We start from the raw sequence: 13,486 nt of genomic DNA on the forward strand, positions 1-13,486 counted from the left end.
GCGTTATCTGCCTTTGTTCTTTACCAATTTGGGCGAAAAACAGCCCATTATGGCTGCCAAAGCGTGACGTCCCCGTTTAGCTTACGGTTCAGGAAAAACGCAGCGCTGATCAACGCAAGATGCGTCAACGCCTGGGGCGTATTTCCCAATGCCTGCCCATGACTGTCAAACTCTTCCGCATACAAACCCAACGGATTAGCGTAGCTCAGTAATTTCTCGAACTCAAAATGTGCCTCGCGAATGCGTCCGGCACGCGCCAGACATTCCACATACCAGAACGAGCAGGCACCAAAAGAGCCCTCTGCGCCCGTTAGCCCATCAGCTGGCGTTTCGTGAATGTTATAACGACGTACCATGCCGTCGCTTACCAGGTTCACCTGGATGGCATCCAGCGTGGCGATCCAGTCCGGATCGGTGGCGCCCACAAAACGCACCAGCGGCATAAGCAGCATGGAGGCATCAAGGTGTTCACCGTGGCGGGTCGAAACAAAATGCCCGCGTTCACTGTTCCAGAAATTCTTCCAGATATCATCGCGGATCTCGCGACGGGTTTTGTCCCAGCGATCGTAAGGCATCGGCAGTGAACGCTTCATTGCCAGCCGCAGGCCCCGATCCAGAGCGACCCAACACATTAAACGTGAGTGAAGGAAGTGCTCCGGCTCGCCGCGCATTTCCCAGATGCCGGCATCGGGCTGATGCCAGTTATCGCACAGCCAGTCCAGCATTTCTGACACATGATTCCAGCCCCGCTGAGAAATGGCCTCGCCGTATTTGTTGGACAGGTAGATGGCATCCATCAGTTCGCCATAAATATCTAGCTGTTTTTGCCGCCAGGCATCGTTACCAATGCGCACCGGACTGGAGTTGGCATAGCCGGACAGGTTAAGCAGCGACATCTCCTGAAGATCCGTACTGCTGTCCAGGCGGTACATCACCTGCAGCCGCATTTCATCGTGGTGGCTGTTTTCTACACAGCGACCGACCCATTCCGTAAAGTGCTTGGCTTCGTCCACGTAACCCAGCCGCATCAGGGCGTACATGCTGAATGAGGCATCCCGTATCCAGGAGGCGCGGTAATCCCAGTTGCGCTCGCCGCCCAGCTCCTCGGGCAGGCCAAAGGTGGCAGCCGCGGCGATGGAGCCGTGTTGCCAGGAGGTCAGCAGCTTAAGAACCAGCGCAGAGCGTTGTACCATCTCCTGCCAGCGACCGTGATAGGTGCTGCGGCTGCTCCATTCCCGCCAGTAGCTCAGCGTTTCTTCAAAGCAGTTGGCGGTGGCCAGCTTTTCGATGTGGGCATCCTGTACGCTGCCAAATTCGAATTCGGCATGTTCACCGGCTTTAAGCTCAAAACTGGCGGTGGCGTGATTGCCTTCCAGCGTCATCACCACCGTTGCTGCCAGGCGCAGCGAGGGCTGATCGGTGGCGTGAAAATCGATACAGCCCCGCTGTACCTCAGCGCGGGTGTCCGCCCGGGCGTAATCATGGCGCGGGGAGCACACCATATTAAAGCGTGCCCGGCCCCGAACCATCTTTACCCGACGGATGATACGCGGCAGTTTATCCTGCCGGTCGCAAATCGGCATGTAGTCGGTGATCTCGGCGACGCCTTCTTCGGCCAGCCAGCGGGTCTGCAGGATGTTGGTATCAGGCAGATAGATTTGCTGGCGACGGGCGTTTTGCCACTCGGGTGCCAGGGAAAACAGGCCGGCCTCGTCGCTGTCCAGCAGGGCGGAAAACACCGATGGGCTGTCCAGTTCTGGCCAGCAGAGATAATCGATAGTGCCATCGTTTGCGACCAGGGCGCAGGTGCGTAAATCGCCTATTACGCCATGGTCGTCAATCTTACGTTTAACCTTACTCATCGGTTTCTCCCTGTCAGTGTCAGCCTTAACTATAGCCAGGTGCCTTCATCGCGCTGTGTTCTGACACAGATCGTTAATCCGGGCGCCGGGCCGTCCGCAAACGGCACAATTTTCATTGCGGTATATACTTTTCATACACTTCCAGAGGAGACCGTCATGACTACACCACAACGAAAAGTTGCAATCGTTACCGCGTCGGATTCAGGCATTGGCAGTCGTTGTGCTGAAATGTTAGCAGAGCAGGGGTTTGATATTGGCATCACCTGGCGGTCTGATGAGGAAGGCGCACAGCGCACGGCAAAACGGGTGGCGGAGATTGGGCAGCGAGCTGAGACGATCCAGCTCGACCTGGCCGATCCGCCCGCAGGGGGCAAGGTGCTGCAGCAGCTTATAGACAAGCTGGGCCGCATTGATGTTCTGGTCAACAATGCCGGGGCGAATTTCAAAGCGGACTTTATGGACGTGACCTGGGAAGACTGGCGTAAGACATTTAGCGTAGATGTGGATGGCGTGTTTATCTGCGGCCAGGTTGCGGCACGCAACATGATCAAGCAGGGGCAGGGCGGACGTATCATCAACATCACCTCCGTGCATGAACATACTCCGCTGCCGGGTTCCGTTGCCTACACCGCGGCTAAACATGCGGCAGGCGGGCTGACTAAATCGATGGCCTTGAGTTTGCTGCCCCACAATATTCTGGTGAACGCCGTGGCGCCAGGCGCGATCGCCACGCCGATGAACAAAATGACCGATGACGATGCGCACAAGGTCAAAATGCCTGAGATCCCTGCGGGTCGTCCAGGAGATACGCACGAAATTGCCAGCATGGTGGCCTGGCTGAGCTCTGAATGGGCCACCTATACCACCGGCCAGTCATTTATCATCGATGGCGGCTTTATGCTGGCAAATCCCCAGTTCAAGGGTTACTGATCGTCGGCCCGGCGGTTATTCCAGTGGCGAATGGCCCAGCGAACCCCAAAGGCAAAGAGCACGGCGGCAGCCAGCCACAGCAGATGTTTAAAGTGCTGATCAAGCTTGTGCAGCCAGGGGGCAATAATTCCGCCAGCAAAATAGCCGAGTGTCACAAACAGCAGTGACCATAATGCCGCCCCAATGATGTTAAGCGCCAGAAACTTCAGCGGATTGAGGCGGCTTGCCCCAATGATAATGGGGCCAATCAGGCGAAAGCCGTACATAAAGCGCGCGCCGATCACGAACAGGCTGGGACGCCGCTTAATCAGGCGGTTAGCTTTAACAATTTTGTCCTGATGTTTTTTAAACCGCCGCAGGATGCCTGTACCAAAGCGCCGGCCAATCCAGAAGAGCAGCTGGTCGCCCAGAATGCCGCCTGCCATCGCCGCCAGTACCACACCCGCGTAATGCAGTAATCCTTCATGCGCGGCTACGCCGCCCAGCAACAGAAATGTTTCCCCTTCGGCAATACAGCCGATAAACAGTGCAAGATAGCCGTACTGCGTAATTAATGCGTTGATATCCAAATGCAAGGTGCACTTCCTGTGTGAAGAAATTTCTTTCAGTTTATACCTGATTCGTTAAGCCATCCGTTTAAGCGTTAATCAGCGATCTTTTTCGCTGTTTTTTTGCGCAGGCCCCACAGAAGTTGCCTTGCCGTTTATACTGTAAGCAATGCTGCCCTTACGTGGATGCTGCATCAAAACGGGGTAGCCCAACGGCATCAGAGGAGTAAGCGTATGAACCATGTCTGGGGTTTGTTAGCGCATCCTAATCAGGAAATGCGCAATATCAAGCAAGAGAACGAAACGGTTTCGCACCATTACACTCATCACGTTCTGCTGATGGCAGCCATTCCGGTTATTTGCGCCATAATCGGCACCACGAACTCAGGCTGGAATCTGGGTGAAGGGCAGTATGTACAATTGAATTTCCTGACAGCACTGGGCCTGGGTATTCTGTTTTATCTGTTGATTCTGGGCGGCGTGGCGGTGATGGGACGCGTTATTCACTGGATGGCGCGTGACTACCCGCAGCGCCCTGGCGTTGAACGCTGTACGGTGTTTGCGGGCTATGTGGCTACGCCGCTGTTTTTAAGCGGACTCGTGGCACTTTATCCGCTGGTATGGCTGTGCGTATTAGCGGGTGCGCTGGCGCTGCTGTATACCGGCTATCTGCTGTACGTGGGCATCCCGCTGTTTCTGAACATTGACCGGGATGAAAGCCTGCGTTTTTCCAGTTCCACTCTGGCCATCGGCGTGCTGGTATTTGAAGTGTTGCTGGCCTTAACCGTGATTCTGTGGGGCTATGGCCCGCACCTGTTTTAACGTGCCGTTGCCGCCTGCAGGGCGGCAACATCTTTTTAACGCTCAGAAACAATCTCACCAGGATAATTTCACCGCTTCAGAGTATGATGCTGCGGCCAGCCCGCGCTCTGCCTGCTCAGTCGTCGGCGGCCTGTGTTTACACAGCGCACAATCTTAACCGGGTCTTTTTTTCACGATGCCTGCAAAAATTCGCTTTTCACTGTTAACGCTGGCGCTGCTCGTTTCCGGGCAGGTTGTTTCCCTTCCAGCACAGGCGACCACGACGCTGTCGCAAATGGCGCCCATTGCTCAGCCGCAAATTGCCTCAGGCAGCGCCCTGATCGTCGATCTGACGAGCGGGAAAACGTTATTTTCCAGTCACCCTGACCGGGTGCGGCCGATTGCCTCGATCACCAAGTTGATGACGGCAATGGTGGTACTGGATGCGCATCAGCCGATGAACGAGATGGTCACGGTTGATATCAGTCAGACGCCAGAGATGCGCGGCGTGTTTTCACGCGTGAAGCTTAACAGCCAGATAAGCCGTCGGAGCATGCTGATGCTGGCGCTGATGTCATCTGAAAACCGCGCGGCGGCCAGCCTGGCCCATGCGTATCCCGGTGGATATAACGCCTTTATTAAGGCGATGAATGCTAAGGCGCGTGCGCTGGGCATGAACCATACCCATTACGTTGAACCTACCGGTCTCTCCATTCAGAACGTCTCCAGCGCAGAAGATTTGGTGAAGCTGTTAAAAGCCACGCGCGAATATCCCCTGTTGGGCGAGCTGAGCACGACCAAAGAAGAAACCGCAGTATTTACCCATCCCAGCTACGCGCTGCCGTTCCGCAATACCAATCATCTGGTGTATAAGAATGGCTGGCACATTCAGTTGACCAAAACGGGCTATACCGATGAAGCGGGACATTGCCTGGTCATGCGTACCATGATTAAAAACCGCCCGGTGGCACTGGTGGTGCTGGATGCATTTGGTAAATATACCCATTTTGCCGATGCTAACCGTCTGCGCGACTGGCTGGAAACGGGCAAAGCGGCGCCGGTTCCGGCGGCCGCGCTGGCCTATAAAAAACAGAAAGCAGGTCAGGTTGCCAGCAACGCTGCCAGCGGTTCTGAAGTAGAGTAATATCCCGTCGGGCCGCCGCGGGCGGCCCGACCAATATTGATCGGTATTCCTATAGTTTCACGCCAGGCGAAAACTTAAACTACCCGCAAATGGCGAGGGTGATTCGCCTGATTACTGTGCCGGAATCTCATTCATATGCTCACGTTACGATCCTTTATTGTTCTGATTTTTTTAGCATTGTTCACTGCCGTTCCCACCCTGAGCGTCGCCGCAGACGATCCGGCTCAGGCCACCACTACCCAGCAGCCTGACGACAAGCCGAAAGTGAACGCCTCGGTCGAGCTGCCCAAGATGCAGAAAATCCTCGACAAAATTAAAAGTCAGGTTTCCGTTGAAAGCGATGAAAATAAGCTGAGTCGGCTGAATGAAATGGCGCTGGAGCTGTCAGGCAATACGGATACGCTGGCCCAGGCGTTGCAGCCTGACCGTCAGCAGCTTGAGGCCCAGCTGGCCGTGCTTGGCCCAGCCCCCAAACCGGAAAGCGGCGTCAAAGAGACAGCAGACGTCACGCGCAAACGTAGCGCGCTGGAAAGTCAGAAAAGTAAGCTCGACGATCAGATTAAGCAGGCGGAGGGCATTAAAAACAGCGCCCTGATGCTGTCATCGCAAATCGTCAATCTGCGCCGCGATCAGTTGAAAAACAAACTGGCGCTTAACTCTGGCAGCATTTTAGGGCCACGTTTCTGGTCGCCGGTATTCAGCAGTCAGGATCTTGATGATGAGAAGATTGGCGATTTCTTAAATGAGCTGAAAGATACCGCTGCGCTATCCTGGGAGTCAGGCTGGCGTCTGGGTACGCTAGGCTGGTTGCTGGCCGCCGTGCTGGTGATGACGTTGGGACGCCGCTATGGCGAAGAATTTTTAGCCTGGGTCAGCATTAATAAACTGCCGGAAGGACGCCTGCGCCGCAGCTTTCTGGCGACGGCCGTGGCCCTGACCAGCCTGGTGGCGGTGGTGTTGACCTTTGCCTTTATTTCCCAGGCCTTTACCCGCCGCGATGAAGTTTCCAGCGACGTGCAGGACTTTATTTATCGTCTGGTCGAATTAAGCGTTTATTGTGGTTTGATTGCCGGGCTCGGGCGGGCATTTTTGTCCACGCGTCGGCCAAGCTGGCGTTTACCCACCATCTCGAACGAGGTGGCGCTGGCCCTGAAACCTTTCCCACCTATCACCGCCTTGCTGGTGTTTATTTTCCAGACGGTAGAGTCCTTTAACTACACCGCCGGGACCAGCCTGAATACCAGTATCTTTGCTAACGGCCTGACGGCATTGCTGATCGGCAGCACGGCGCTGGCAATCAGCATGCGCACCAAGCGCGTTCGTCGGCGTCTGGCGCAGGAAGGCACGCCGCCGGAAGCGCGCTCAACGCTGGTAGGGCTGATTCAGATGGCCCTGACGCTGACGTCGCTGACGATTCTGGCTTCGCTGGTGATTGGTTACGTCACCCTGGCGCGTTTTTTAAGCTACGAGCTGGTGTGGTGTGGCATTTTGTTTGGTTCGTTTTACATACTCAGCCATCTGATTAACGACGGCTGTGAAAGTCTGTTCTCAGTCAATAACACCACGGGCAAGCGCATTCAGGGCTCACTGAATATTGATGAGCGCCACCTGCAGCAGGTTGCCATCATTCTTGCGGCGATCGGCAAAACCTTCCTGATCTTGTTCGTGGCCCTGGCGTTGCTGAACGGCACCTTTGCCTCCTCAACCCCGATTGAGCTGCTGCAAAAGGCGATTGAGTTCTGGGGCGGTAAGGGCCTTGAATCCCTAAATATTGTGCCTGCCCACCTGGTTAACGCGCTGCTGTGCCTGATTGTGGGCATCTATATTCTGCGCTCGGTACGTCGCTGGCTTGATACCGACTTCCTGCCGAAGACCACCATGGACAGCGGCATGCGCATGTCGCTGGTCACGCTGTTCAGCAACGTCGGCTATGTCCTGATTATTTTGCTGACGCTATCGATTATGGGGCTGCAGTGGAACAAGCTGGCCTGGATCGTCAGCGCCCTGTCGGTCGGTATCGGTTTCGGCCTGCAGGAAATCGTTAAAAACTTTATTTCCGGTCTGATTTTGCTGACTGAACGTCCGGTCAAAGTCGGGGATTTGGTGACGATCAGTGGCGTTGAAGGGGATATTCGCCGCATCAACGTGCGCGCAACGGAAATCCAGCTGGGTGATAAATCCACCGTGATCGTGCCTAACTCACAGTTCATCTCTCAGAACGTACGTAATGCGACAATGGGCAATGCGCAGGGCGTGGTGACCATTAGCCTGACGTTTCCGCTGGATATCGATCCGGTACAGGTGCGGGAGATTTTGCTGAAGGTCTATGAGGAAAACGAGCGTATTCTGGAGAACCCGGAACCCTCGGTATCCTTTAAAGATCTTACCGCCCAGGGCATCGTGCTGAGCGTCACCGGCAACGTTGCCAGTCAGCGCCAGATCGCGGGCGCAAAGAGCGATCTACTGTTCGATATTCTGACCCGCTTGCGTAAAGAGGGCATTGTGCTGTCCACCCCTCAGACCATGATTATTGAGCGCCGTCAGCTGGTTTCTTCTGATGCGGTAACCGAAGAACCTCCTCGCTAAATAAACGGGCGGTCATTTTCGCTGGCCGCCCGTTTTACTCTGTTCAGGTGCGACGTGCCCAGTCAGGGCTGTTTTACCGCCCAGCCTTTTAGCTTACTGGTTTTACCGATGCCCGGATTAAAGCTGTTGGTAGGATCGAGCTTGCGGTAAAACGCGGTGAGCTGTGGCTGGGCCTGATACAGATGCCCGACATTATGCTCTGCCGGATATTCCGCCCCGCGGCTGTGCAAAATCGCCAGCATCTTTTCTTTCAGCGCATGAACATCCACGCCTTTTTTCACAATGTAATCCTGATGGAAGACATGGCAGAAGAAGTGCCCGTAATATAGGCGATGGCTTATCGACTGGGTAATCTCATCAGGCAGGCTCTCAAACCACGCTTTATCATTGCGACGCAACGCAATATCCAGCGCCAGAATATCTTCTACCTCATCCGCATGAACGGCGTGATAGCGCACCGCCGCGCCCGCGGCCGCAAAGCGATGTAGAAAGGCATGCGCACCTTCTTTTCCTTCGCATTCAAAAAACTCGCCGCCGCCCTCACGAAAAAACTCACGCAGATAGTCACGCGCCTCCGCAATGCCATCACCCGACATTTTCAGCATTAAATGGTGTTGGTATTTATCACGATACTGTTTCATGCGTTTGGGAAGATGGGCGGGGAAGAGGCGACTGACGCGCTGCAGCAGTCGGTCGCTCAGATGCGGTTTGATAAACGACAGTTTGTTCAACCAGCCATCGACCCGGCCCTTGAGACTGAAAAACAGCGGCATCTTATCGGTGCCAAGCTTGTCGATCATCAGGAAGGTGTCTTTGCCATAGACTTCGGCGATGTCGTAGATATCCCGATGCATATATTCCGCGGCCACGGGCAGATTGTTAAAATTCGCCAGCATATGGCAGCGCAGGTCACCCAGTACCGAGGCATCATTGGTGCCGATATAAAACACCTGCTGTTGCGGTTCGCGCGCAAACGTATCCAGGCGCACCGCAAATACCGCCAGCTTGCCTGCGCAGCCCGACGCTTCAAACAGGCGGCGGGCATCGGCGTTAAAACGGGCGGGCGTATCCGCATCAACATCACGCACCCGTTCGGCGTAGTCGTGATCGGAGGCATGACGGCCGTCATGCAGCACATCCCCGGGCTGCCAGCGATCATCATCCAGCCGCCCCAGAATCTCTTCCGGCGTGGTGCCAAGCTCAATACCAAGGTGGTTAACCAACTTCAGCCGTCCCTGGGCATCAATCTGGGCAAACAACGCCATCTCACTGTAGGCCGGGCCACGTTTAATCAGTGAACCGCCGGAGTTGTTGCAGATGCCACCCAGCACCGACGCGCCAATGCAGGATGATCCAATAACGGAATGCGGCTCGCGGCCCAGCGGCGCGAGGATTTTTTCCAGCTGATACAGCGTACTCCCCGGAAAGGCCAGCACCTGTTTGCCGTTGTCGATCAGCTGTAGCTTATCCAGCCTCAGGGTACTGACAATGACCAGCGGGCGATCGTAGTCGTTACCCTGCGGCGTTGAGCCTTCGGTGAGGCCGGTGTTCGCCGCCTGCATCAGAATAATGGCATCGGCAGTCACCAGCGTTTGCAGGACGCGCCACAGTTCCAGCAGCGTCGCAGGAAAGACGACCGCCAGCGCGTCTCCCTCACCGGAACGGAAGCCTTTACGATAGCGGGCGGTATGGGCGGCCTCGGTCAGTACGTTACCAGAGCCGACCTGGCGGCGGAGATCGGCGATCAGGGCAGAAGGTGTCATCATGGGCAATTCCCTTGTCTTATGCATGCGTCATTACTGTAGCACGTGAGTTGCGTCGGGCGCAGTGTGATAGCCGCAGGTGACATGCTATGCTCTGAAGATGGCATTCTGCATTTAGTCGATATTGCGCAGTTACTTAAGAGAACCCAACCTGATGAAATGGATTTGCTCTGTTAGCCTCGCTGTTTCCCTTGCTCTGCAACCTGCATTTGCCGGGGAGCCCACTGTTCACCATCCCATGACCGAACAGGCGCGTGATGCCTACGTGAACAACCTGCTGAAAAAAATGACGCTGGACGAGAAAATCGGCCAGCTACGTTTAATCAGCGTGGGCCCGGATACGCCAAAAGAAGCCGTACGTGAGATGATCCACAAAGGTCAGGTTGGCGCCATTTTTAATACCGTGACGCGTCAGGATATTCGCGCGATGCAGGACCAGGTGATGCAGCTAAGCCGCCTGAAAATTCCGCTGTTTTTTGCCTATGACGTGGTACACGGGCAGCGAACGATTTTCCCGATTCCCTTAGCGCTGGCATCCAGCTGGGATCTCGACGCCGTCAATGAAGTGGGGCGCATTTCTGCCTATGAAGCGGCGGACGATGGGTTAAATATGACCTGGGCACCGATGGTCGACGTCAGCCGTGAACCGCGCTGGGGCCGCGTGTCTGAAGGGTTCGGCGAGGACACCTATTTAACCTCTGCCATGGGACGCACCATGGTGCAGGCGATGCAGGGCAAAAGCCCCGCAGACCGTTACAACATTATGACCAGCGTGAAACACTTTGCGCTCTATGGCGCGGTGGAAGGCGGACGCGATTACAACACCGTGGATATGAGCCCACAGCGCATGTTCCAGGACTACCTGCCGCCGTATAAAGCCTCGCTGGATGCCGGCAGCGGCGGCGTAATGGTCGCGCTGAATTCAATTAATGGCGTGCCCGCAACGGCCGACAGCTGGCTGCTGAAAGATCTGCTGCGTCATGAATGGAAATTCAAAGGAATAACCATCAGCGATCACGGGGCGATTAAAGAGCTGATCAAGCACGGTGTGGCGAGCGATCCCCAGGATGCCGTGCGTATTGCCATTAAGTCTGGCGTAGATATGAGTATGAGCGATGAATACTACAGCCAGTATTTACCCGACCTGGTGAAGCGCGGCATCGTCAGCAAAGCCGAAATCGATGATGCGGCCCGGCACGTGCTCAATGTGAAATACGATATGGGGCTGTTTAACGATCCCTACAGTCATCTTGGCCCGAAAGAGAGCGATCCGCAGGATACCAACGCAGAAAGCCGCTTACACCGCCCGGAAGCCCGCGATGTGGCCCGCAAGAGTATGGTGCTGCTGAAAAACCGCCTTGATACCTTACCGCTGAAGAAATCTGGCACCATTGCCTTGATTGGACCGCTTGCCGACAGCCAGCGTGACGTCATGGGCAGCTGGTCGGCGGCGGGCGTCGCCAAACAGTCGGTTTCCCTGCTGCAGGGCATGAAAAACGCCACCGAAGGCAAAGCCACGCTGCTGTACGCCAAAGGCGCGAACGTGTCAGATAACAAAGGCATTCAGGACTTCCTCAACATGTATGAACCGGCCGTGGCGGTCGATCCGCGTTCGCCGCAGGCAATGATTGATGAGGCGGTCGAGAAAGCGAAGCAGGCCGATGTCATCGTGGCGGCGGTAGGGGAAGCGCAGGGCATGGCGCACGAGGCGTCCAGCCGCAGTAATCTGATGATCCCGCCTTCGCAACAGAAGCTGTTAGCCGCGCTGAAAGCGACAGGCAAGCCGCTGGTGATTGTGCTGATGAATGGTCGCCCATTGACGCTGGTTGATGAAGACAGAATGGCCGATGCCATGCTGGAAACCTGGTTCAGCGGAACAGAAGGGGGCAATGCTATCGCGGATGTGCTGTTTGGCGATTACAACCCATCGGGTAAACTGCCGATGTCTTTCCCCCGTTCCGTAGGCCAGATTCCCATCTATTACAACCATTTACCGACAGGCCGCCCGTACAATTTTGCCAAGCCCAACAAGTACACATCGCACTACTACGATGCGGAAAACGGCCCACTTTATCCGTTTGGTTATGGCCTGAGCTACACCACGTTCACCGTGTCGCCAGTCACGCTTTCATCAGAAACGATGGCGCACAACGGCAGTATCGAAGCCAGCGTAACCGTAACGAACAGCGGCAAAGTGGACGGTGCCACGGTGGTACAGCTCTATCTTAACGATCCCGTTGCCAGCATCAGCCGTCCGGTAAAAGAGTTGCATGGCTTCAAGCGCATTATGCTCAAAGCCGGTGAATCTCAGCAGGTGACCTTTAAGATTGATGTGGATGCGCTGAAGTTCTGGAACCAGCAGATGAAGCACGTTGCCGAACCGGGTAAATTTAACGTCATGATTGGTCTGGACTCAGTCCGCACGCAAAACACCCAGTTCACCTATCAGTAAACCTCAGACGGACCTGGTTCCAGGTTCCTGCTGATGTCACCGCTTCCCCGTTCGGGGAGGCGGGTTTATCCTCCGTTCCTGCCTTCTGCCTTCATCGATTCACTTTGAGAGTTTTACCCTTGCCTGTCGTGGCAGCAGACGTGATCCTGCTCTATCCTCGGGGAAAATGGATTCCTCAAGTACTGTCGAGGCGCTATGACGTATCAATCACTGATTGCTGAAGTCCACAATCAGCAGCGCACCCTGACGGCAATTGTCGAACAGGATGCGCGGACTGCTTATTTCTATATCTGGCCAACCGATCTGTTTCGTAGCCAGTTTGCGGTGCGTGGCTGCTGGTTACGAAACCTGCTCCCTGCGCCGGTTCAGGAAGATCACCAGGCGATGGAACAGGGCATTGCCCCCCTGCTGAGTGCAGAATACTGCCGTAATCTGGAAGCTGAACCGCCGCTGGATCCCGCAGGTCTGCAAATTCTCTGGGAACCCGGAGATGCGGGAGCGGCACTGTGGTACTACGGGCAACTTCTTGCCGTAATTCCTGGCTGGAGCCTTTACCAGGATAAACAGGTCAGTTTCTCCGCCGGTTGTATCAAAAAAAACCGCCTGACCGCGCCGCTCGGTTCAGCCTCGACCAATCATTACTATGCCCTTGCCGAACAGCAGCGCCAGTTCTGGCGTGAATGGCATGACGGCAGCCAATGGGACAAGGTGCAACAGGACTTGCTGGCCTGTTATCAGGCGCAGTTTGGCGAGTCGGTCAAATACTACGCGATCGATCAGGGCAACTGGCCGCCCATGGCGCTCTCTCAGCACTACCATAACGGCATCTGGTACTTTCTGACCCTGGGCATGAGCATTCGCCCCATGCCGCAGGTTGATTTTCTGTTCGATGAACTGGCCCCGCAGTACCGCCGGGCAGAGCTGGCGATGGCGGTCGATGGCGAAGTCATGACAGAAAGCAATGCGGTCCAGATGGCCAGCGCGCTGGCTGAATTTGTCCATTTGCCGTGGGCTCGGCTGACCTGGCTGGGCGAAGGCCATACGCTGGCCTCAGAGGTGGCACCGGTGGGATTCGAAAGCTACCTGTTAGCCAACGAGCTGGCCCCGGAACAGGCCCAGTTCCCGCTGCCGAGACAGGATGGCGACAGACCCACGCTGCTGTGGGCCACGCCGGTAACCGAAGCGGAACGGCAATTTGCCCAGAGCGAAGCCCAGGGCGGGCAGCATCTGCGTGAACGGCTCACCGCCGGGGGAAATACGCACATATTTCGACCGCGTGAACAGGTCGTGAACACAGAATAAACGCCGGAGACAGGGCGATTTTTCCGCCTGGTGGAAAAAGTTACTGACCTGGCGTAACTAAATATCTTTATTGTTAAAAGACTTGTTAAATTTGTGAT

General features: G+C 55.5%; 9 protein-coding genes. 6 read left to right on the forward strand and 3 right to left on the reverse strand.

The annotated features are described in order from the left end of the window. Window positions 1-47 precede the first annotated feature (47 nt). Window positions 48-1,862 (reverse strand): glycoside hydrolase family 15 protein, encoded by a 1,815-nt coding sequence (locus DFO57_RS01015; RefSeq protein WP_110014985.1) that lies wholly within the window; start codon window positions 1,860-1,862, stop codon window positions 48-50. 156 nt (window positions 1,863-2,018) lie between these two features. Between DFO57_RS01015 and DFO57_RS01020 the strand changes: the two genes are divergently transcribed. Continuing rightward, entirely contained in the window at window positions 2,019-2,792 is a 774-nt protein-coding gene (locus DFO57_RS01020; RefSeq protein WP_022623669.1) for an SDR family oxidoreductase, read from the forward strand. Here the strand turns inward: DFO57_RS01020 and DFO57_RS01025 are convergent. Further along, complete coding sequence (locus DFO57_RS01025) at window positions 2,786-3,367, reverse strand: DedA family protein (RefSeq protein WP_014593240.1); 582 nt, start codon at window positions 3,365-3,367, stop codon at window positions 2,786-2,788. The two genes, DFO57_RS01020 and DFO57_RS01025, sit on opposite strands and share 7 nt — an antisense overlap. A gap of 207 nt (window positions 3,368-3,574) precedes the next feature. On the opposite strand from DFO57_RS01025, the gene DFO57_RS01030 reads away from it, so the two are divergent. The 3 genes from DFO57_RS01030 (at window position 3,575) to DFO57_RS01040 (ending at window position 7,871) form a co-directional block, all read left to right on the forward strand. Beyond that, on the forward strand, window positions 3,575-4,162 hold the full coding sequence (locus DFO57_RS01030) for a Yip1 family protein (RefSeq protein ID WP_013025130.1): 588 nt from the start codon (window positions 3,575-3,577) through the stop codon (window positions 4,160-4,162). Between the two features lie 175 nt (window positions 4,163-4,337). Then, window positions 4,338-5,285, forward strand: coding sequence for a D-alanyl-D-alanine endopeptidase (pbpG, locus tag DFO57_RS01035; protein ID WP_014593242.1), 948 nt, complete (start codon window positions 4,338-4,340; stop codon window positions 5,283-5,285). Window positions 5,286-5,420: 135 nt separating this feature from the next. Beyond that, on the forward strand, window positions 5,421-7,871 hold the full coding sequence (locus tag DFO57_RS01040; protein WP_110014986.1) for a DUF3772 domain-containing protein: 2,451 nt from the start codon (window positions 5,421-5,423) through the stop codon (window positions 7,869-7,871). Between the two features lie 62 nt (window positions 7,872-7,933). Here DFO57_RS01040 and dld read toward each other — a convergent pair whose 3' ends face one another. Continuing rightward, window positions 7,934-9,637, reverse strand: a complete 1,704-nt coding sequence (dld, locus tag DFO57_RS01045) for a D-lactate dehydrogenase (RefSeq protein WP_019106157.1) — start codon at window positions 9,635-9,637, stop codon at window positions 7,934-7,936. A gap of 151 nt (window positions 9,638-9,788) precedes the next feature. Between dld and bglX the strand changes: the two genes are divergently transcribed. Beyond that, a complete protein-coding gene (gene bglX, locus DFO57_RS01050; RefSeq protein WP_013025134.1) occupies window positions 9,789-12,086 on the forward strand; it encodes a beta-glucosidase BglX in 2,298 nt (765 codons plus the stop codon). Window positions 12,087-12,281: 195 nt separating this feature from the next. Further along, entirely contained in the window at window positions 12,282-13,388 is a 1,107-nt protein-coding gene (locus tag DFO57_RS01055) for a suppressor of fused domain protein (RefSeq protein WP_019106159.1), read from the forward strand. Window positions 13,389-13,486 lie beyond the last annotated feature (98 nt).

Origin of the sequence: Pantoea sp. AG702, assembly GCF_003182295.1 — a bacterium.
Classification (GTDB): Bacteria; Pseudomonadota; Gammaproteobacteria; order Enterobacterales; family Enterobacteriaceae; genus Pantoea; species Pantoea ananatis.